Annotated in this window: 20 protein-coding genes; all 20 read left to right on the forward strand. The window is 40.4% G+C overall.

Annotation, left to right across the window (positions count from 1 at the left end; all coding sequences use genetic code 11):
* Positions 1-68: 68 nt before the first annotated feature.
* The 20 genes from G602_RS28165 to G602_RS0123035 all read left to right on the forward strand — a co-directional run bounded on the left by G602_RS28165 (position 69) and on the right by G602_RS0123035 (position 22,769).
* Positions 69-590, forward strand: coding sequence for a GtrA family protein (locus tag G602_RS28165; RefSeq protein ID WP_026661128.1), 522 nt, complete (start codon positions 69-71; stop codon positions 588-590).
* Between the two features lie 153 nt (positions 591-743).
* The gene (locus G602_RS0122935; RefSeq protein WP_044933411.1) at positions 744-1,403 is read left to right on the forward strand and encodes a SatD family protein; all 660 of its coding nucleotides are present in this window, start codon (positions 744-746) and stop codon (positions 1,401-1,403) included.
* A complete protein-coding gene (locus G602_RS0122940; protein WP_026661130.1) occupies positions 1,400-2,140 on the forward strand; it encodes a DUF3307 domain-containing protein in 741 nt (246 codons plus the stop codon). The genes G602_RS0122935 and G602_RS0122940 overlap by 4 nt, the downstream gene beginning before the upstream one ends.
* A 23-nt stretch (positions 2,141-2,163) precedes the next feature.
* Positions 2,164-3,237 (forward strand): CDP-glucose 4,6-dehydratase, encoded by a 1,074-nt coding sequence (rfbG, locus tag G602_RS0122945; RefSeq protein ID WP_026661131.1) that lies wholly within the window; start codon positions 2,164-2,166, stop codon positions 3,235-3,237.
* Between the two features lie 222 nt (positions 3,238-3,459).
* Positions 3,460-4,518: a hypothetical protein gene (locus G602_RS0122950; RefSeq protein ID WP_026661133.1), complete on the forward strand. Its 1,059-nt coding sequence runs from the start codon at positions 3,460-3,462 to the stop codon at positions 4,516-4,518.
* A 206-nt stretch (positions 4,519-4,724) separates the two neighbouring features.
* Entirely contained in the window at positions 4,725-5,591 is an 867-nt protein-coding gene (locus G602_RS0122960) for a hypothetical protein (RefSeq protein WP_026661134.1), read from the forward strand.
* A gap of 6 nt (positions 5,592-5,597) precedes the next feature.
* Positions 5,598-6,050: a hypothetical protein gene (locus G602_RS0122965; RefSeq protein WP_026661135.1), complete on the forward strand. Its 453-nt coding sequence runs from the start codon at positions 5,598-5,600 to the stop codon at positions 6,048-6,050.
* A 16-nt stretch (positions 6,051-6,066) separates the two neighbouring features.
* Entirely contained in the window at positions 6,067-6,396 is a 330-nt protein-coding gene (locus G602_RS0122970) for a DUF4258 domain-containing protein (RefSeq protein ID WP_026661136.1), read from the forward strand.
* Positions 6,393-6,620, forward strand: a complete 228-nt coding sequence (locus tag G602_RS0122975; RefSeq protein WP_026661138.1) for a YgiT-type zinc finger protein — start codon at positions 6,393-6,395, stop codon at positions 6,618-6,620. Before G602_RS0122970 ends, G602_RS0122975 begins: the two co-directional genes overlap by 4 nt.
* Before the next feature lie 23 nt (positions 6,621-6,643).
* Complete coding sequence (locus G602_RS0122980; RefSeq protein ID WP_026661139.1) at positions 6,644-8,242, forward strand: AAA-like domain-containing protein; 1,599 nt, start codon at positions 6,644-6,646, stop codon at positions 8,240-8,242.
* A 74-nt stretch (positions 8,243-8,316) separates the two neighbouring features.
* Positions 8,317-9,483, forward strand: coding sequence for an AAA family ATPase (locus G602_RS0122985; RefSeq protein WP_026661140.1), 1,167 nt, complete (start codon positions 8,317-8,319; stop codon positions 9,481-9,483).
* Positions 9,484-9,681: 198 nt separating this feature from the next.
* On the forward strand, positions 9,682-10,809 hold the full coding sequence (locus tag G602_RS0122995) for a substrate-binding domain-containing protein (RefSeq protein WP_026661142.1): 1,128 nt from the start codon (positions 9,682-9,684) through the stop codon (positions 10,807-10,809).
* Positions 10,802-12,271, forward strand: a complete 1,470-nt coding sequence (locus G602_RS0123000) for a sensor histidine kinase (RefSeq protein WP_044933414.1) — start codon at positions 10,802-10,804, stop codon at positions 12,269-12,271. The genes G602_RS0122995 and G602_RS0123000 overlap by 8 nt, the downstream gene beginning before the upstream one ends.
* Positions 12,272-12,326: 55 nt before the next feature.
* Positions 12,327-13,943 carry a response regulator gene (locus tag G602_RS0123005; RefSeq protein WP_026661144.1) on the forward strand — a complete coding sequence of 539 codons (1,617 nt, stop codon included), beginning with the start codon at positions 12,327-12,329 and terminating at the stop codon, positions 13,941-13,943.
* Positions 13,944-14,095: 152 nt separating this feature from the next.
* The gene (locus G602_RS0123010; RefSeq protein WP_044933445.1) at positions 14,096-15,142 is read left to right on the forward strand and encodes a substrate-binding domain-containing protein; all 1,047 of its coding nucleotides are present in this window, start codon (positions 14,096-14,098) and stop codon (positions 15,140-15,142) included.
* A gap of 236 nt (positions 15,143-15,378) precedes the next feature.
* Positions 15,379-16,560 (forward strand): multiple monosaccharide ABC transporter substrate-binding protein, encoded by a 1,182-nt coding sequence (chvE, locus tag G602_RS0123015; protein ID WP_026661146.1) that lies wholly within the window; start codon positions 15,379-15,381, stop codon positions 16,558-16,560.
* A gap of 133 nt (positions 16,561-16,693) precedes the next feature.
* Positions 16,694-18,247 (forward strand): multiple monosaccharide ABC transporter ATP-binding protein, encoded by a 1,554-nt coding sequence (gene mmsA / locus G602_RS0123020; RefSeq protein WP_026661148.1) that lies wholly within the window; start codon positions 16,694-16,696, stop codon positions 18,245-18,247.
* Positions 18,240-19,430 (forward strand): multiple monosaccharide ABC transporter permease, encoded by a 1,191-nt coding sequence (gene mmsB, locus G602_RS0123025; RefSeq protein WP_026661149.1) that lies wholly within the window; start codon positions 18,240-18,242, stop codon positions 19,428-19,430. The genes mmsA and mmsB overlap by 8 nt, the downstream gene beginning before the upstream one ends.
* A gap of 450 nt (positions 19,431-19,880) precedes the next feature.
* Entirely contained in the window at positions 19,881-21,278 is a 1,398-nt protein-coding gene (locus tag G602_RS0123030) for a GGDEF domain-containing protein (protein ID WP_026661150.1), read from the forward strand.
* A 366-nt stretch (positions 21,279-21,644) separates the two neighbouring features.
* The gene (locus G602_RS0123035; protein WP_026661152.1) at positions 21,645-22,769 is read left to right on the forward strand and encodes a galactose ABC transporter substrate-binding protein; all 1,125 of its coding nucleotides are present in this window, start codon (positions 21,645-21,647) and stop codon (positions 22,767-22,769) included.
* Positions 22,770-22,927 lie beyond the last annotated feature (158 nt).

Here is a 22,927-nt window from a genome sequence, read left to right on the forward strand (position 1 = left end):
GACGGATGAGGTTCTTAAAGGTCAGGTAACAAGTGCCTGACCTTAAACCATGTAAGATAGGAGTTTTTGTGAGTAAGTCAGTTAACATTTTTTGGAATATTATTGAAACTATATCAGGAGCGATATTCCGCTTCCTGTTCAGCATCGTAGGCAAGGATTATACTGACTCAGCCCATGAGTCTTTAATGCAGTTTATAAAGTTCGGGATAGTAGGTGTCAGCAACACAGTTATATCGTATCTGTTATATACTTTTACACTCATAGGATTACGTGCAGTAGGACTTTTTGCCGGTTACGATTATCTCATCGCAACCGTCATCGCTTTCGTCCTTAGTGTACTCTGGTCCTTCTACTGGAACAACAAGATGGTTTTCGTTATGGAGGAAGGACAGAGCAGAAATCTTTGGAAGGCACTTATAAAGACCTATATTTCATATTCTTTTACAGGGTTATTCTTGAACAGTATTCTGATGGTACTTTGGGTGCAGATATTCCATATATCTGAGTTCATTGCACCGATCATAAATCTGCTTGTTAGTGTACCGGTGAACTTTATTATCAATAAGTTTTGGGCGTTTAAGGCGGAGTGATACTGTTATTTTTTGAATTAAAGAAGCATATAATAGCGATAACGTAATAGCTTTCCAAACAAAATAGTGATGCATATTTTTGAATAATGCATCTATAACGCATTATTGACAATTATGCGCTATAGATGCATTATTGTGATAAGGAGAAAAGACATGCAAAAATATGTTGCGATAATTGGAGACATAGTACAATCAAAAAAAATCCAAAAAAGGGCGGAAGTTCAAGAAAATTTGAAACAAGTGTTAAATACAATAAATACCATATATCATGAAGATATTGCGGCAAATTTTATCATAACATTAGGCGATGAATTTCAGGGATTGTTAAATGATGGATTGTATGTTTTAGAAATAATACGATTAATTCAACGGCAGCTATATCCTACAGAAGTACGGTTCGGAATCGGATATGGAGAAATAACGACTCAGATTAGTAGAGAAGCTGCAATAGGTGCAGATGGACCCGCCTATTATGCTGCAAGAAACATGATAAATGATCTTAGAATTCAAGAAAAAAAATATAAAAGACAAGCTTCAGACGTGCTAGTGAATGTATATGAGGATGACAATATATTGGTAGATCAAATTAATACGCTATTTAGAATAAATAATATTATTAAAAATGAGTGGTCTGATGAACAAAGAATCACAATAATGGATATGATTCATTACGGAGAAAGCCAGGAATCGTGTGCTAGGAGGCTAGGAACAACGCAATCTACTGTGGCAAGACGATTGTCATCAGGTAAATATATAATATACATGGATGTAGAGAACGTTATAGACAAATCACTTAAGGAGATAACAAAATGACAAAGTATATTTTACCATTGATGATAGGGCATATACTTGGTGACTACTATTTTCAGACAGAAAAAATAGCTGAAGAAAAGGAAAAGAGCTATAGAGGGATAGTTATTCATTCATTAGTGTATATTCTGATTATGATAGTTATGATGGCATTGGCATTCAATAAATACTTTGTATGTATTGGGGTAATAGCTGCTATTGTTCATTTTGTAATTGACTCTCTTAAATATGTGATGATAAAGAAAAGGGTCATAAAAGATGGGTGGTATACATTTAGTATAGATCAGTTTTTGCATGTGTTAACTATAGCGGGGCTAGGATTTGTATGCTTTAAATATAGTTTTGATATGAATACTACTTTATTTGCAAAGATAATGAGTACTTGTTCTTTGGATCCGATTGAATCGTTAAAAGTATGTACCATTATTCTGATGATACATAAGCCTGCTAATGTCATTATTCAAAAATTCCTTAAAGAATACAAACCTATAACTGGAAAAGATAAGAATAGTATATTGGCTACAAAAAATGCAGGAAGGACAATAGGAACTATAGAACGAGTGGTTATGATAATTTTGATTTATTTACAACAATATTCTGCACTTGGACTTGTTCTTACTGCAAAATCGATAACAAGATATAACAAAATTGTAGAGGACAAGGAATTTGCCGAATATTATTTACTCGGGACACTTTTTAGCGTCGTTATAGTGTTGGTATTAAGCTTGTTGTTTTTATAGATTTAGGAACGAAGGAGAAAAAAATGAATTTTGAAAAAATGAAAGATTTCTATAATGGTAAGCGGGTATTCCTTACCGGACACACGGGCTTTAAGGGGAGCTGGCTCTGTGTTATGTTACAGCTCCTTGGAGCAGATGTATGCGGATATTCACTGGCTCCCAACACAGATCCTGACTTGTTTGGAATCCTTGGGCTTGCTGACGAGGTTCATCATACAATCGGAGATATCAGGGATTTTGATGCTCTTGAAAAAGCATATATAGAAGCCAATCCCGACGTGGTTCTTCATCTTGCAGCACAGCCCATTGTGCGTGATTCCTACAAGGATCCTCGCTATACATATGAGACTAACGTTATGGGGACGGTTAATATCCTGGAGTGCCTGAGAAACCATCCCGGTGCAGTATCGTTCTTAAACGTTACTACAGATAAGGTATATGAGAATAATGACATTGAGAATCATGGCTTTAAAGAAGATGAGAAGCTTGACGGTTTTGATCCTTACTCTAATTCTAAGAGCTGCTCTGAGCTTGTGACTCATTCTTACAAGAAGTCATTTTTCGCAGAGAGTGATTCTACTGCAATTTCAACAGCCCGTGCCGGTAATGTTATCGGTGGCGGTGATTTTGCAAATGATCGTATTGTTCCCGATTGTGTTCGTGCGACCGTTAAGGGGGAGAGTATAATTGTTCGCAACCCTTATTCAACACGTCCTTATCAGCATGTTCTTGAGCCTCTTGCTGCATATCTTATGATTGCCATGGAGCAGGCGTCTGATAAGAAGTATGCTGATTACTACAATATCGGACCCCGTGATGAGGATTGTATCAATACCGGAGACCTTGCTGATTATTTTGTTAAGTACTGGGGCGAACCTGCAAACTGGAAGAATATGTCAGAGGCTAACGCTCCTCATGAGGCAAGCTTTCTTAAGCTTGATTGTGCTAAGGCAAGAGAGACATTTGGTTGGGAGCCTGTATGGCATGTGGATGAAGCTATTAGGGAGACTGTTGCCTGGTATAAGGCTTGGAATGATGGCAAAGATATGAAGGAGTTTACGAGAAAACAGATTAGGGAGTTCATAAATAATGAATGACAAATTATTGTAAATACAGAGTATATACTGGTTTGAATTGATGTTGATTATTAAATGTGGCAGTCTCCATATAGATATTTTTAAATCTTTTATGGAGCTGCCATATTTAAAATGCATGAAGTATATATGTGTGTATTTAAAATAAAACAGTTTGTCTATATTATTTGATATGCTATGTTATAGTTTACAAATATATGTCTGTTTTTTATGGGGATGGTTATAATGGAGGTAACGACTATTTGGATTTCAATTATTACGTCATTGCTAGCTTCTATAGTGTTTTGGTTTGTGTTTAATTTTCTTCCTTGGATAGGCAAGCAATTGCGTATTCGTCCAAGAATTGAAAATGATATAATTGATATACAGTTATATTTACTTTTCTTTATTCAGATTCCATTTTTGCAGAGTTTGCATACTTCATCTGTTTTTCAATCCGATATTGTTAGAGAAAAATTAGGAAAAGATAATTTTGAAAATGCTTTATATGGTAAATGTTTATCAGCTGAGAGATGTATAGGGGAATTTGAGCATAGGCTTTTACCGGTTGGAGAGGAACTGATAAGTAGTGCTGAACAGTTAGATAAGAGATTGGATCGTATACAACGCTATTCAGATTACTTAAGTACAAGAGAAATACTTGTTTTGAAAGAAATAGGTGATAGAATACACGCATATGACTTTGTAGAACACAAGGATGTTATAGATGGTATGGAGTTGGTGCCAGTAGATCCGACAATATCTTACATGAGAGATAACTTTTATGAATTATATCTTTTGTATCATAAACTTAATGGGATATCCGCTTCATATTGTTTGGCTAAACGTAATGAATATGAGAACTATTTAATTGCAAAGCGAGAGCTAGAAGATAGGCATTATTTGAGGTTAGTCGCTAGGAAATTTTTTCTTAATAGAGGATATCAAATTCTTATCGATATGCGTTATTATTTCTTGCAGGGTAAAAAGGGAAAAGCAAAACAGAAATTGCAGGAGTATTTAGAACAAGAAAACCAAAAACTAGTCTATTTGCGTGGGGTTTTAGATGATTATTTATTGGAGAATGAGTTTATAGGTTTATTGGAAACTATCAGAGGAGCAGATGAAGTACAGGAATGGACTTCTTGTGTGAATTCAGAAATACTCAGTAAAAAAAATATGGAATTAAGAAATGCTGAGAACAAATCAATGATTCATGAGAAATTGAAAAATAATCCTAAGATAACTGAATATGACAATAAAAAAATCAATATGTTAAATAAACTTTTTAATGGCTATTTGTAATGGTGATTTTTGTTGACTATGTAAGGATGATTATTAAAGATAGATATTGAGGAATAAATGTGGAATAATGCTCTCCTTGGGTTGGCTGACGCGTGAAATGTAGTAATGAAATATATAGCCGATATATATAGTAAAGCAATAGCACTTGAAGATGCTGCGCAAGATGACAATGGCAAGCTTACAATTTTTGAAGAAGCTGGGTGAGTATGGGAAAATTTGAATATGAGAATTTATATAAATTCATAGTATCGGTTGGAGTGTTCTTTTTAGCATTACCGATAGCTGTTGTGTATATGGTATATAGCAGAGATCCTATGCTCATAAGTCAGGAAGATTATGATGCGCTTTCGCAATATTCGAAAGAAGCTGTAGAGTTACATAAGAATATTGGTGAAACAGTACAGAATGGATATCCGATAATTTGCTGTATTTCTTTACTTTTGGGAGTTGTGCTAATAATAGTAGGTATTATTAAATGGAAACAGCTCCAGAATTACGAAGATATAAAGAAGAAAATGGAAGCAGAAAAACTTGTCAGGGAATATAAAGCAAACAAAAGACCTGATTCTGAGGTTGAAAAATCTAAAGAAGAAGAGGCGTTAAAGGAAGAAGGAAGTCCTTGCCTAGGAAATGAGGAAAACATAAATAAGAGGATATCGTATATTGACATTGAAAATGCTTTCTTTTCAGTGGGCATATACGATTATTTACAAAAGAGTGACTATAGTATTGTACAAAACACGGTAATAAATCATATCGATTATGACGCTATAGCTATTTCTAAAACCAGCGATGAGGATGTGATTTTTGAGATAAAATGGTGGAGAAGATATAAGAATTACGAAGCTATCCGGTCGTCTGCATACAGGCTCGAAAGGGCAGCAAATAATTATAAGAATACTAAAGGACGAAAGTGTCAAAAGAAACTTGTAATCGTAACCAGCGAAAGTATGATTGATGAATTAAGCAGCTATGTCGCTGACACTCTGAATAATCACTTTGATGTCAATGATCCTTTTGTGGACATAATAATTGTAAGTGAAGAGAAAATTTTGAGGAGAGTAGAGGTCTAATACTAAATGACACATCATAGACTTGATCCATATCCGATTCCAAAGGATGAAATGCCATTGTATGTTAATGAGCCCTGGCTTATAGATAAATCCCTTTTGGAATATCCTATGCGTTTTGAGCCTGAAGAAGAGGATGATAATGTTCGTGTCTATGTTCCTCTTGATCTGAATAAAGAGGCAACTCTCCGTAGATTAGATCACGTTATTGCTCATTATGGAGAGACTAATGAAAATGACGAGATGGATTTCAGTGTGGATGTGGGAATGATTCTTTCCCAAGTTGAGGTGTATGATCAGGTGTGGTATGTTAGGAATATGCCTGAAGATGGAAAACATAGCAAAGAGGCAGTAGCACTTGTTCGGGAGATTGTGGAAAGTCTAAAAGCCATTCCGGATGGTTGTGCAGAGAGGTTTCCTTTTGAAGATATCACAGAATTGGAGCGGGAATACTTACAGTAATTATGGAGATTGAAAAATGTCTGCAAAATATTACGCAATTAAAGATTTTAAGGATTTAAATGTACCTGAAAATATGGTGATAACACAACATAGCCGTAAAAGATTTACAGAAAGAGGAATCTCGATCCATGATGTATGTATGGCTATTGAAACAGGTGAAATTATAGAACAATATTCCGAAGATTTTCCTTTTCCTAGTTGTCTTATACTTGGAACAAGTAATGGTAAGGTTATACATGTGGTAGCAAGCATTGATGATGGGATTATTTACATTATTACGGCATACATTCCCAATCCTGAAAAGTGGGAGAATGATTGGAGAACAAGAAAGGAGATTAGATCATGAAGTGTATGAAATGTGGGAAGCCTGCATATAAAAGTACAACAACAGAAGCTATTGAAATGGGTTTTGGATTATTGATTATTAGAAATATTCCTTGCTATAAATGTGATGAATGTGATGAGATTTTTTATACAGGTGATGTAGCTTTAAAAGTTGAACATATTACTGAAATGGTCAAATCACTTATGCAGGAACTGACTATTATTGATTACGAAAAGGCGGCTTGATTACAACAAGGAGATAACCCTATATGCCGAAAACATTTAACACTACCGCTGTATGTTTGCCCGAAAAACATTACATGGTAGATATTACAAATCGTATAGAAGAAATTAAGGAATACGTTGATTGTGGCAAGTATTTCACCATCAATCGCGCCAGACAATACGGAAAAACTACGACTCTTGCTGCTTTAAGAAAAGCATTGATAACAGAGTATGTTGTAATCAGTTTGGACTTTCAGGGGATAGGTAATGCAGGATTTAAGACAGAGCAGACTTTTGTTCAGGAGTTATCAAGACTGATACTTGGGAAAACGAGAAGTGGTTTGAGTATTCCTGAATCTATTGAAGAACAGCTAAAAGGTTATGTTGCAAGAACTGAGAAGAAAGCTAAGCTGGGAGAGCTGTTTGATACTTTTACAGAGTGGTGTGCCATATCTGAAAAAGAAATTGTATTGATTATTGATGAGGTGGATAGCGCCACCAACAATCAGGTGTTTTTTGATTTTTTAGCGCAGCTGAGAGAGGGCTACATCCGCAGAGATACGGAGGGTGTTAAGACGTTCAAATCCGTAATACTGGCAGGTGTTACTGATGTAAAACATCTAAAGAGCAAGCTTAGAAACGAGGATCAGCATAAAGTAAACAGTCCGTGGAATATCGCTGCTGATTTTGATGTAGACATGAGTCTTAAAGCAGATGGAATTGCACAGATGTTAGAGGTCTATAAAGTTGATCATAAAATGGATTTTGATTCTACACTAATTGCGAATGAAATATATGATTACACCAACGGTTATCCATATTTAGTAAGTAGGATATGTCAGATAATTGATGAGAGACTTGTCCCGGGAAGCTTTGTAGATCTTTCTGCGGCTTGGACAAGGGATGGTATAGACGAAGCGGTAAAGTTGCTCCTTAATAGTAGTAATACTTTATTTGAGTCACTGTCCGGAAAACTGGATAATTATCCTGATTTAAAAAATGTGCTTAGAAGTATATTGATGGAAGGTACAAGTATTCCATTCAATAATTATCAGGAAGAGCTGTCTCAGATGAAAATGTATGGCTTTATTCGGAACAATAATGGGACGGTTGTTATTTCCAATAGGATTTTTGAAACCTTTTTATATAACTTATTCCTCTCAGAAGAGATTATGAAGAACAATGTTTTTGTGAGAGAAAGTGGGCTTGCTAAGAACATGTTTGTTGAAGGCAATAGGCTGAATATGCCTTTAATACTGGAGAGATTTATAGCTACTTATACAGAAGTTTTTGGGCCTCTTGAAGAGAAGTTTAAGGAAAAAGATGGAAGAGAGCAATTTTTACTGTATCTTAAACCGATTATAAATGGAACCGGTAACTATTATATCGAAGCGCAGACAAGAGATCAGACCAGGACTGATGTCATCGTAGATTATCTCGGGCAGAGATATATTATTGAGCTCAAGATATGGCATGGTGACAGCTATAATGAGGCTGGAGAAGAACAGTTAACCGGCTACCTGGATTATTTTGGAGAGAAGACCGGTTATATGCTTAGCTTTAACTTCAACAAGAAAAAGAAGAAGCAAGGCGTTAGAAGGATAGAATATAAAGATAAAGTACTGTTTGAGGCCATGCTATAGCAAAATAGTTTTCATTGATACTTATGTTGTACAAAATATAGGTCAAGTAACAATAAAAAATAGAGGCTGACAATATGATTACAAGGTGTTATGTAAATAATTTCAAGTCATTAATGAATTTTTCAATAACTCTCAATAATATGAACGTCATAATTGGGAAGAATTTTACCGGAAAGAGTTCCTTTTTGCAGGCACTGGACTTTGTATTTGGCTCTGCACGGGACGATTTTAACATTTGGCTTGAGAGACGTGGACTTAGAGTTGAAAGTATAAAGTCAAAGTTTGGAAATTCAAATAAGATGACTTTTATAAATGAATTTGAGATAGAGGATGAAACTGGGGATTGTTATAAATTAGAGTGGACCCTGGAAGTCAATGCGGTTATTGCTAAGAAGGAGCTATCACTTTTATCTGAGAAAATAGTGTCTGATAATGGCGATGAGCTTTTGAAATATAATAAATCAGAACTGGCCCTGTATGTTATGGGAGAGGATATGGTAGGCAATTTTAGCAATTCCGGCTTGGTTTTCAAATCATCAACACTGAAGAATCTGAGGGATGTAAAAGGGATTGATTATAGGCTCAATCTTCTTATTTCTGAGATAGATAAGTTTAAATCCTTTGATATGCTTACTCCTGAGAATATGCGCCTTAGTAGTAGGGGCACTTCTGATGTGATAGAAGCTAGCGGAAAGAATTTGCCTGCTTTTATTAAGAAAATGAATCCCGAGCAGAAGATGCACTTTTTGGATAAAGTACATTGGCTATTAAACGGAAAGATTTCCGAGGTTGGAACTGAGACTAAGGGTCAGCCCGGGTGGACACAGATTATTGTTGATGAAAATTATGATGGTCGTAATATAAAGATTAACTCTAAAGAGATGAGCGATGGAATGATAAGACTTCTTGCTTTTGTTGCCATTACAGAAATGACATCAAAGGGATCTATCTTCATGTTGGACGAGATTGAGAATGGGATCAATTCAGAGTATGCGGAAAAGGTCATGAGGCTTTTGAACAATACATGTAGGGAAAAGAATGTTCAGATGGTAATAACAACGCATAGCACGGTGATGATGGATTATGTTGATCCGGATAGTCTTATTATGATATATCGAAAAAAAGATGGTACTTCAAAAGCTATAAAGCTGCTGGATAATCAGACTTTTAAGGAAAAAGCAGAATATATGTATCCTGGTGAAATTATATTAAATAATGATATAGAGAAGGATGAGGAGTAATGGGAAGTCAGCTTATTACATGTAATATTAGCTATACCGTATTCTATGATGAACTAAATCAAATGTTGATTGATGCAGTGCAAGGTAGGTACAACAAATAAAAAATTGCAATTTGTATAACAAAAATAGCAATTAGATGCTATACTAGAAATGGAAATAGCATTTGATTGCTATTTCTATAAGAGGAACAACTCATGATTGAGCTGTTCCTTTTTATCTGCTAAAATTCAGTTTATGGGGACACAGGACAAGGCTGAGAAAGCAGCAGAAAAATTAAATAATCAAAAGTATTTACTGTTAACAACTGTGCTCTTTACCCTGGCGACGCTGGTGGTGGGAGCACTTGTTTTTCGTTATTATATGGCAGATCTTGGCAAAACTCAGGAGGTGACTGAGTACGACAAGTACTATGTCATGATAACGGATAACTATAAATCCGACTTCTGGCAGTCTGTCTACAAGGGGGCATTTGATGCTGCTAAGGATCAGAATATCTACGTGGATCTGCTGGGGCAGAACATCGGCGGCGACTATACCTGCGAACAGCTTATGAAAGTCGCAATTGCTTCACAGGTTGACGGAATCATCGTATTTGCAAATGAAAATACGGAGATAACGGATCTGATAAATGAGGCAGTTGAAAAGGGGATACCTGTCATTACTTTATATGGTGACAGCACGAATTCAAAGAGGCTGAGCTTCGTGGGAGTCGGAAGCTACAATATCGGAAGAGAGTACGGACGTCAGATTTTTAATATCATCAAGGAAAAGCGAAGAGAAGATTTCATAGAGTCTGAAAAGATGGGGCATCGCAAGACTATGCAGATTGCCGTTCTGGTCAACACGGATTCTCAGGATAGCGGACAAAATATCATTATATCAGGTCTTCAGGAGACCCTGGAGCAGGAAAATGCTACCAATTCCGAATTTTCCATATCCATAGTTCCAATAGATAATACAAATGCCTTCTCAGTGGAGGAGTCTATAAGAGATATTTTCCTGAATGAAAGCATCCCGGATGTAATCGTGTGCCTTAATGAGCTTAACACGGTTTGCGCATATCAGGCTGTGGTCGATTTCAATAAGGTTGGGGATGTGAATATCCTTGGTTACTACAATTCAGAGGCCATCGTAAGTGCCATAGAAAAGGACGTGGTCTATGCAACGATTTCCATAGACACGCAGCAGATGGGACAGTACTGTATAGAGGCTCTCTCCGACTATTATGATTATGGCAATACCAGTGAGTATTTCACCGCGGACATAACCCTTATCAACAAGGGGAATGTGGCTGAGTACTTGCAGAAGGAGGAGACAGATGAATAGATTTTTCAATCTCCCTCTTCAGAAAAAAATAGTAAGCATATACATGGCGGCCAATCTGATTATTTTCATAGTTAACGTATTTCTGGTTCTGGGAATCAACAACATGGCCAGGGACATGGAGCTGGTCTATCAGGATAACAGACAGCTTAATAAGTTTTCCGAGTCCCTGACGGATGTTCAGGATAACATGACGGATTACCTCAGCTCCAAGACTACGGATTCTCTGGAGAATTATTACAGAAGCGCGCAGAATCTTCAGATGCTTGCAGATGAGCTTGGAGATAAGGTGACGGACCTTGCTTTTAGCAGAATGAAACGCAACATAAAGTATATGACACTAAATTACCTTGAAGGTGTGTCGCAGACGGTTGAGGCAAAGCGCGGAAGAAATGTTGAGAAGTACAGAACCCATTACGAAGAGGCCACTGAGCTCTACGAATATATAATGGATTATATCAGGGGGCTGAACAACGAGCAGTTTGTCAGTAACTCCCAGCGTTATGCTGAGCTCTCAGGCGCCTTCAGGGCATTTGAAAGTCTGTCCATCATGGTGCTCACTCTGGTCATGGCAGGAAATATCATCAGTATCATTATCATAGTTGGAATGATGATTAGTCCTCTGAAAAGACTGGCATCATCAGCAAACGAAGTTGCCGCCGGGAATTTTGATACCACTCTTCCGGGAACGCCTTACCACGATGAAATTGGTATCGTTATCGGTGCCTTCAACAAGATGGTCATCAGTATAAAGGAATATATCATAAGGCAGCGCGAGAGCATGGAGAAGGAGCGCCTCATGCAGGAAAAGGAACTCACCATGGAGGCTCATCTTAAGGATGCTCAGCTTAAATACCTTCAGGCTCAGATAAATCCGCACTTCCTTTTCAACACCTTAAATGCCGGTGCTCAGCTTGCCATGATGGAGGGCGCTGACAGAACCTACGAATATGTCCAGACTGTGGCAGACTTTTTCAGATATAATGTTAAAAATCATGAGACCGAGGTTACTATTGGGGAAGAGGTAACACTGGTTGATAACTATATCAGGATATTGAATGTAAGATTTTCAGGGGACATTCAGTATCACAAGCAGGTTGATGAGAGACTTCTCTCAATATCCATGCCTACCATGGTACTTCAGCCTGTGGTTGAAAACGCCGTTAACCACGGCATCAGAGAAATGGGTGATAAGGGTGTCATAACCCTTAGGGTATACAGAGAAGACAATGATGTATGCATCAGCGTAAGCGACAACGGTAAGGGAATCAGCATTGTTGACATCGACAGGATTCTGGACGGAAGCTGGATTAAGGACGAGAAACAGCCTGACACCAACGGAATCGGAATGGTTAATGTCATCTCGCGCCTCCGTCTCTTCACCGGTAACGACAACGCTGTCGCCATACGAAGCGGTGGCCTTGGCAAGGGCTGCGAAGTCCTGATCCGCCTGCCACTCGCATAATAAAGCCTTCCCCCTCTGGGGGAAGGTGGCCCAAAGGGCCGGATGAGGGTTACACATGTACAGAATTATGCTAGCTGATGACGAGGGTATCGTCATCGATTCAATGAAATTCATCATAGAGAAGGAATTCGGCTCACTCTGCGAGATCGAATTCGCTAAGACCGGCCGGAGCGTCATAGAACTCGCCGAGCGCTTCCGCCCGGACATTGCTGTCATGGATATTCACATGCCCGGCATAAACGGCATCGAAGCCATGAAGGAGATCAAGAAATTTTCCGCAAATACCATCTTCATAGTAATGACTGCCTATGATAAATTCGATTACGCAAAAGAGGCCATAAAACTCGGTGTTCTCGACTACATCAACAAGCCCGTGGACAGGATGAAGATAATCGAAGTCTTAAGAAAAGCCATGGCTCAGATAGACGGGGAACGTGAGAAGAGAAGCAACGACCTTCGTATAAAGGAAAAGCTTGAGACCATAGAGCCCATAATCGAGAACGGACTTATCTACGACATCCTCCTTCAGGAGCACTTCGATGAGGACATCGACAGCTACAAGACGATCCTTGGAATTGAGGAAAACTACGGCTACATGATGGCTATAGTCAGCGGTGACTCCCAGGAGGGAAACCATATGACCAACGCCATCGGAAGCTCTGTAAAAATCTCAGGAAAATACCAGGAGATAAGAGAGGGCGTCAAGGAATTTTTTGACTGTAAAATCGGAAACGTAATGGCGAACAAAATCGCAGTCCTTGTACCTTCCTCTTCCCAGAAGATGGAATATGCCATGCGAACAGAGGTAGTCGAAAGAGCAAGAGACCTGGCAAGATACCTCAGGAAAAAGACAGACATCAAATTCCGCATAGGAATAGGGAAAATAAAACCCTTAAGGGAACTGGGGGACTCCTACCACGAAGCCCTTAACGCACTTATCGCTACGACCGGATCAGTGGCACATGTGGAGGATCTTCCAATCAGCTGCGACTATGACGAGGGCTATCCCATTGATCTTGAGAAGCCTCTTTTCGATGCGGTTTCCAAGGGTGACCTGGACGGAGCCATAACCATTGCCAATAAGTATGCTGACTGGATGAGCACCGCAGCTGCAGGCGGTGACATCATGGACATGCGCCTCAAGGTGCTGGAGTTCTCACTCTATGCAGAGCGCATTATGTACCTTAACGGCGGTCAGACCTACCATTACTCCGGACGAAATCATTATCTTCCTGAGATAATGGCACTCGACACCCCGGATCAGCTTAGGGAATGGTTTATAGGAAAAATTTCAGATGCCTGCAAAAATGTACTGATAAAGCGTGAGGAAAAATCCACGGATGCCATCAAGACTGCGAAGCGATATATTGAAGAGAACTTTTCAAAGGATATCTCTCTTGATGATGTATCCAGGGTTGTGAATATTTCGCCTTACTATTTCAGCAAGATTTTCAAGGAGGAGAGTGGCAGCACCTTCATCGAGTATCTTACGGGAATAAGAATAGAGAAGGCAAAGGACCTTCTTACAAACTCGGATAAGTCCATGAAGGAAATCTGCTCCATGTGCGGATATACTGATCCCAACTATTTCAGCAGGAGCTTTAAGAAAAATGTGGGAGTGACGCCTACGGAGTATAAGGAAGGGAAGACTTCTGCAAAACAGGCGGAATGAAACTAAGGGCAGGAATAAATCTAATAATAGGGAACATAATAATAGGAAAACATAATAATAGAATTATGATAGTAAATAATATAACAAAAGTCATAAATAAGAAAAGAATAGGTAAGGCTAGCATTTTTTTATTAGTTAAAAAAATCGTTGCTATGACAGTCGTCCTCTCTCTGTTAATTGCCTGCCTTTGCAGCTGCTCCGGTGAAGAAATGGGACAGAATAGTCAGAGTAATAACGATAGCGACAAGATACAGATCGGTATGACCTTCGACTCCTTCGTAATTGAGAGATGGCAGAGGGACAGGGACGTATTTGTGTCCATGGCAAAGGAGCTCGGCGCAGAGGTAAACATCCAGAATGCCAACGGTGACATAGCTGAGCAGAAAAAGCAGATTGAGTACTTTATAAAAAAAGGTATGGACGTAATTGTCATAGTCAGCATAGATTCTACGTCAATAAGAGCGAACATCAAAAAGGCAAAGGATGCAGGGATAAAGGTCATAGCCTACGACAGACTGATCAGTGATTCTGATGTTGACCTGTACATTTCCTTTGATAATGAGATGGTCGGAGAGATGATGGGACAGTCCCTTGTGGACAACGGTCTTACGGATGGCAAGGTTCTGATGATTAACGGATCACAGAATGACAATAATGTCCCCATGGTCTGTGAAGGCTTTGAAACCGTGATGGCTGAAAACGGCAACGAGATACTGGACACTTTTTATACAGATGGATGGAAAGCGGAACTCGCGGGTGAGTACATTTATAACAACATGGACATGGTAAATGAGTGCGATGCCATAATGTGCGGCAACGACGACCTTGCAAGCAGGGTTGTTACAGCGCTTTCTGAAAAACGTCTCGCTGGAAAAAAGATGGTAGTGGGACAGGATGCGGATCTCGAGGCATGCCAAAGGATCGTTGAGGGCACGCAGCTCATGACAGTATACAAACCCATCGAGAAGCTGGCTCAGAAAGCAGCGGAGTGTGCCGTGAAGCTGGCAAAGGGCGAGGCTTTAGGGAGCCCTGAGGAAATAGTTAACACTATGAATGATGGAACCTATGACGTTCCGTATCTGAAAATCGATCCCGTGAGTGTGGATGAGAGCAACATTGATGATGTAATAATCAAGAGCGGTTTTCATCTAAAAGAGGATGTATATCTGAACGTGCCCTCCAAGATGCCTGAGAATTAATAGTTTCCTGATGGTATCGATTAATCGTGAATAATAGCACAATTTTAAAATCACAGGACCCTATAGCAAAAAAATGCTATAAGGGTCTTTTTTAATTATTAACAAATTATAAAAATTTGAAGAAAGTCGTAAATTATTCCTATTTTTTCTGTGTTAATGTATATCCTGTAAACGGCGGGTAAAAATATCCGCGAGTAAAATTTCTCAGAAATTTCTCAATAGGGAGGGAAAAACAAATGAAGAGAAAATTAGTTAGTACTTTTCTTAGTGTAGCAATGGCTGCATCACTTCTTGTAGGCTGCGGCGGTGGTTCTGCACCTGCATCATCTGACACAAACACAGATACAGCTACAGAAACATCTACAGAGGCTCCTGCAGATACAGCTACAGAGGAAGCTTCTACAGAGACAACCGAAGCTGCTGATACTACAGCATCAGGCGGCGGAAAAGTTGGTGTTGCAATGCCTACAAAGGATCTTCAGAGATGGAACCAGGACGGCGACAACATGAAGAAGCAGCTCGAGGATGCTGGCTATGAAGTTGACCTTCAGTATGCATCAAACGATATCGCTACTCAGGTTAACCAGATTGAGAACATGATTTCTTCAGGCGCACAGGTTCTTGTTATCGCATCTATCGATGGTGATTCACTTGGAACAGTTCTTGAGCAGGCTAAGGAGCAGGGCATCCAGGTTATCGCTTATGACCGTCTTATCATGAACTCAGACGCAGTAAGCTACTATGCAACATTCGATAACTACATGGTAGGAACAAAGCAGGGTGAGTACATCAGAGATCAGCTTGATCTTGACAATGCTGCAGGTCCTTTCAATCTTGAGATCGTTACAGGTGATCCCGGTGATAACAACGCTAGATTCTTCTACGGCGGTGCAATCGACGTTCTTCAGAAGTACATCGATGAGGGCAAGCTCGTAGTTAAGTCCGGACAGGTTGAGTTCGACGAAGTTGCTACAGCTAACTGGGCAACAGAGACAGCACAGTCCAGAATGGATGCTATCATTTCTGCAAACTACGCTGATGGCACAAAGCTTGACGCAGTTCTTTGCTCAAACGACTCTACAGCACTCGGCGTTACAAACTCTCTTGAAGCTAACTACACAGGCGATTGGCCGATCATCACAGGTCAGGACTGTGACATTGCAAACGTTAAGAACATGATCGCCGGCAAGCAGTCAATGTCAATCTTCAAGGATACACGTACTCTTGCAGCTAAGACAGTTGAGATGGTTGACGCTATCATGAAGGGCACAGATGCTCCTGTAAACGATACAGAGACATATGACAACGGCACAGGTATCATTCCTTCATACCTTTGCGAGCCCGTATTTGCAGATGCAAACAACTATAAGGAACTTCTTATCGACTCTGGTTACTACACAGAGGATCAGCTTCAGTAATACAAACTAAATGTATTCTTTCGGGGCGGGTATACATGACCCGCCTCGAAGTATGAAAAAATCTTCATTACAAATCTCATGGAATAGGGTAATTAAATAATGGAAAAGCAGAATGAGAAAAGGAGGGGTTAAGTTGGCGAAAATATTACTTGAGATGAAAAATATCACCAAAACCTTCCCCAACGTTAAAGCACTGGACAACGTAAATCTCCAGGTTGAAGAAGGCGAAATCCACGCACTGGTAGGTGAAAACGGAGCAGGTAAATCCACACTGATGAACGTACTTAGCGGAATCTATCCCTATGGTACCTACGAGGGCGATATCATATATAACGGTGAAGTCTGCAAGTTCAACGATATCAAGGACAGTGAGGGAAAAGGTATCGTTATCATTCACCAGGAGCTTGCACTTATACCATACATGACAATTGCGGAGAATATGTTCCTTGGAAATGAAAGAGGAACAAAGTTTAAGATTAACTGGAATGAAACCAGTGAGCTTGCCCGCAAGTATCTTGATATTGTCGGACTTAAGGACAGTACCGAGACAATGATTAAGGACATAGGTGTTGGTAAACAGCAGCTTGTTGAGATAGCAAAGGCTCTTTCCAAGAACGCAAGACTTCTGATTCTTGACGAGCCTACATCTTCACTTAATGAGTCAGACTCACAGGCGCTTCTGGATCTGATGCTTAAGCTGAAAAAAGAGCAGGGACTTACATCAATCATTATTTCCCATAAGCTCAATGAGGTCTCCTATGTTGCAGACAAGATTACGGTTATCCGTGACGGTTCTACAATCGAGACGATGACCAAGGGTATTGATGATTTCTCTGAGGCCAGAATCATAAAGGGCATGGTTGGACGTGAACTCTCCGACCGTTTCCCCAGCAGAGAGCATCATGTTGGCGAGGTAAAACTGGAAGTTAAGAACTGGAATGTTTACCATCCTTTATATATGGACAGAAAAGTCGTTGATAACGTTAGCATCAATGTTAAGAAGGGTGAAGTTGTAGGTATTTCCGGACTTATGGGTGCAGGACGTACAGAGCTTGCAATGAGTATTTTCGGAAGAAGCTACGGCGAGAATATTTCCGGTCAGCTTTTCATAGATGGACAGGAAGTTGTATTAAAGACCGTACAGAGTGCGATCAAGCATGGACTTGCGTACGTAACTGAGGATAGAAAGGGTAACGGACTTATCCTTACAAATCCCATAAAGATAAATACAACACTTGCAAACCTCGAGGAGGTAAGTAAGAGAAGGATAATCGACAAGGATAAGGAGTATCAGGTTGCTGTTGATTATAAGCAGAAGCTAAACACCAAGGCTCCTACCGTAGAACAGAATGTAGGCAATCTTTCCGGTGGTAACCAGCAGAAGGTACTTCTTGCAAAATGGATGTTTGCCAATCCTGATATTCTTATACTTGATGAGCCTACAAGAGGTATCGATGTAGGCGCAAAATACGAGATTTACTGCATTATTAACCAGTTGGTATCTGAGGGTAAATCAGTTATCATGATTTCCTCCGAGCTTCCCGAGATCCTCGGAATGTGCGACAGAATCTATGTCATGAATGAGGGTAGAATGGTTGGAGAACTCGATGGTAAAGAAGCAACTCAGGAAAAGATTATGACTTATATCTTACAGTCGTCCGGAAAGAAGGAGGTTAAACATGAATAAGGACCAGGTACTTGGCTTTTTAAAGAAAAACACTATGATTTTTGTTCTCATCATAGTAGTTGCATTTTTTTCATTGAGAACAGGCGGAGCAATTCTGCTTCCCATGAACGTTAGTAACTTGATTTCACAGAATGCATACGTATTTGTTCTTGCAACAGGTATGCTGCTCTGTATCTTAACAGGTGGTAACATCGATCTGTCCGTAGGTTCGGTTGTCTGCTTCGTAGGTGCTGTCGGAGCCACACTCATGGTTAACTTAAAGGTTCCTGTATGGCTCGCAATCCTTATCATGATCGTGATCGGTACTGCAATCGGTGCTTTCCAGGGCTTCTGGATTGCGTTTGTAAGAATTCCTCCTTTCATCGTAACACTTGCAGGAATGCTTGTTTTCAGAGGACTTTCCAACGTAGTACTTAACGGACTTACAGTTTCAATCAAGGATAAGAGCTCCTTTGTAAACCTTTTCGGTGGCGGAGCTGACTGCTATATCCACGATATCTTCGGAAATGGTTCACTCAACCTTACATGTCTCTTCGCAGGACTTGTTGCTACAGCACTTTTCATCATGATGCAGGTTAGCACACGTATGCAGAGATCAAGAAAGAATTATGAGGTTGAAAATTTCGGAGCCTTCGTATGTAAGCTTGTTGCAATCTCAGCTGTAATCGTTGTTTTCTCTTACAAGCTTGCTCAGCACAAGGGCCTTCCTACAGTTCTCATCTGGGTACTCGTAGTAGTTCTTGTTTACGGTTACATCACAAGCAACACAACTGTTGGTCGTTACTTCTACGCAGTAGGTGGTAATGAAAAGGCTACAAAGCTTTCAGGTATCAATACAAACAAGGTTTACTTCCTTGCTTACACAAACATGGGATTCCTTGCAGCTCTTGCAGGTATGATCACAATCGCAAGACTTACATCTGCTCAGCCCACATACGGCCAGAACTACGAGATGGATGCTATCGGTTCCTGCTTCATCGGTGGAGCATCTGCTTACGGCGGAATCGGTACTGTTCCCGGAGTTATCGTCGGTGCGGTTCTCATGGGTGTTATCAACCTTGGTATGTCACTTATGGGTGTCGACGCCAACATGCAGAAGGTGGTTAAGGGTGTCGTTCTTCTTGCAGCCGTTATCTTCGACGTTGTCTCCAAGCGTGGCGGTAAGATGATCGTTAAGAACTGATTTGGTTGATAATTAAAAAGTTTGGAAATATCTTGGGAAATGATTAGTTTTTAATTTAGCTTTCTATCTGAAAAAGGATAATCGTTTGGGGGAACAAACGATTATGAGGGGTGAAATGAGAGTGCCTTGCCGGCTACGGTGAGGCACTCTTTTTGTGGGTTTAGGCATTTTTCTTTATTATATTTTTACTATTTCATACATTTATATGTGGTAAAATATAAATGGTTATTAAAGCCTTCCCCTCATCCGCCCCTTCGGGGCACCTTCCCCCCAAGGGGAAGGCAGGGATGTCCAATACAATTTAAAGCCTCCCCCCAAGAGGAAGGCAGGGATGTTCAATACAATTTAAAGCCTTCCCCTTGGGGGGAAGGTGCCCCGAAGGGGCGGATGAGGGGATCTATACAAGCAGAACTCGGATGAGGGGACCCCAATTACGCAGGAGGCATTTTCATGAATCCTACAGATATCTACGAAAAATACAAATCCATCGCACAATCTGTCACAAGCCCGTGTGCCATCCTTGCTGTCACGAAAAACGAGGACGATACAGCAGGTGACATCAGAATCCTTGTGGCCAACGACAAATTCAGCATGACAGGAGAACCCGTAGAGGGCGAACTTTACACAAAATTCCTGCCAAGAGAAACTGAATTCGATGATATGTGCATGCGTGCAGCCTTTGGTGGGGAGAAGATCCATACCTATGTAAACTCTACAAAATCCTTAGGTGCCTGGTCTGACAATATCCTCCTTCCGCTGCAGCCCTCCGAGGACGGGAAAACCGGCTACTGCCAGTTTATCTATGACCTTACAAAGGAGATGGATGCGGGCAAGTTTTCAACCATATCGCCCACCGTTGCGGGATTTGTAATTAAAAGCTGCCTGGAGCTTAGAAGCGACAATAACTTCAAGGTCAACATGAGGCAGGTCATTAATGATATAAGGATTTTTACCAATGCATCCTTTGCAGGTGTCATAGCTATGAATCGCGCAAAGGCAAAGTCAGAACTGATTTGTCAGAGCATTACCGGTGAGGCAATTCCGGCAGGTCAGACTTTTTCAGACCTTACCTATGATATCATTGAAAAATGGGGTGAGCTCATAGGCGAGAGCGACTGTTTCGTAATGCGTGATAAGGCGGATATCGACAATGTTATAGAACCTGTAGCGCCGAAATGGGCGGGGATGCTCAGGATGGAGGGAATAGAAAGCCTTTGCCTTGTACCGCTTTTGCAGAGAAAGGACACAGTAGGCTACATTCTCGTCGCGAATTTTGATGTGGAAAAATCGCTCACAATTAAGGAAACCCTGGAAATTCTGTCATTGTTCGTATCCTCGGAGATGGCAAATGATCAGTTTTTAAAACGTCTCGAGTGGCTGACAAACGTAGATATGCGAACCGGTGTGAGAAACAGATCCGCCATGAACCGCGTAGTTGATGAATATGCGGAGCAGCTTAAGTGGCAAAAGAGTCCCTTTGGCGTTGTCTTTTGCATGATGAACGGACTCAAGGCCCTAAATGAAAAGCATGGACATGATGCCGGAAACAAGGCACTTGAGAGAGCGGGCAAGATTTTGAGCGAGGTTTTTGATGAGACCGAGGTCTTCAGATCAGCCGGCGAGGAATTCGCGGTAATCTGTGAAAATGCCAAAGAGAAGGATTTTCAAGAAAAAGTGAAAAAACTAAGGGAGAGAGGTTCTGACCCCGATGGTGTATATTTTGCCATAGGTTATGACTATGACAATACTGAAGGCGACCTTAGAAAAGCACTTAGAAACGCTAATAAGCAGATGCTTGAGGATAGGGAAGTTTTCTATACTAAGTTCCCTGAAAAGAAAAGGGATTAACTTCCTGGAAAATAAAAGGGAAAAACGTGCTTAAATGGTAAGAATCATACAGTGTATGCTCTTTCACGGCGCATCCAAATCCATTCGGAGGAGGGTGCGTTTTTTTGTGCTGCATTAGCTATTTTCGCATACAGTTGTAGGATTTTATAGGTTTTGAGCTTTCTTTATAAATTATTGAACTGGATATATATCAACTTTTTTTAAAGAAAATTATTAGATTTTATAAAATTGCATAGAATTTTCAAGATTGAAAGAAGAATTCTCTATGTTTTTACGAAAGGTCTATTGCTAGAATGGCTAATGTAATCAAAAACGTGTGCGTTTTGCACTAATGAATGCACAAATGTATAGGAGGACAAAGAAATTATGAAAAAGAAAGTAGTTAGTCTTTTGACAGTAGCAGCTCTTTCAATGTCAATGCTCGCTGGTTGCGGCAACAAGGCAGCAGACACAGCTAAGGACGCAGCTGAGACAGCAGAGTCAGCAGTAGAGGAAGGCGCTGAGGCAGTTGCAGACGCAGTTGAAGAAACTGGCACAGAAGTTGCTAACGCAGTTAGCGGTGACCTTGCAGACAAGAAGGTTGGCGTTTGCATTTATCAGTTCTCTGATAACTTCATGACACTTTTCAGAAATGAGCTTCAGAACTACCTTGTAGCACAGGGATTCAACGCTGACAACATCACAATCGTTGATGGTGCTAACGACCAGGCTACTCAGACAAACCAGATTCAGAACTTCATCACAAGTGGTGTTGATGTACTTATCATCAACCCTGTTAACTCTTCATCAGCAGCAACAATTACAGACCTTGTAGTTGGCGCTAACATCCCGCTCGTATACATCAACCGTGAGCCCGATGCAGACGAGGAGCAGAGATGGGAAGACAACGGCTGGAACGTATGCTACGTAGGATGTGACGCTCGTCAGTCCGGTACATACCAGGGTGAGATCATCGTTGACCTTGGCCTTGACACAGTTGACCTTAACAAGGATGGCAAGATCCAGTACATCATGATCGAGGGTGACCCGGAGAACGTTGATGCTCAGTATCGTACAGAGTTCTCAGTTAAGGCTCTTGAGGATGCAGGTCTTGAGGTTGAGTGCCTTGATGACGAGGTTGGTAACTGGGATCAGGCTACAGCTCAGCAGCTTGTTGCTAACGCACTTTCAGCTCATCCTGAGACAGAAGTAGTATTCTGCAACAATGATGCTATGGCACTTGGTGCTCTTCAGTCAATCCAGGCAGCTAACAGAACAGTTGGCACAGACATCTATCTTGTAGGTGTTGATGCACTTTCAGAGGCACTTGAGGATGTTATCGCTGGAACAATGACAGGTACAGTATTCAACGATCACTTCTCACAGTCACACAGCGCAGCTGACGCAGCAATCAACTTCCTTAACGGTCAGACAAACGATCGTTACATCGGTTGTGATTATGTAAAGGTAACAGCTGACAACGCTCAGGAGATTCTTGACTCAGTTAAGTAAGCTGAGAGAACTTAGCGAGGTATTTTCGAGCTTAGTTCGAACGTGTTCTGGCGAACCCGAAGGGTGAGAGCAGAACTTCCTTATGAAATAATTAGAATATTCGGTAGTGCGGATGCACAGGATGCATCCGCATTACTATTGACTAATCACCAGCCAGC

Origin of the sequence: Butyrivibrio sp. AC2005, from assembly GCF_000424145.1 — a bacterium.
In the GTDB taxonomy this organism is placed as follows: domain Bacteria; phylum Bacillota; class Clostridia; order Lachnospirales; family Lachnospiraceae; genus Butyrivibrio.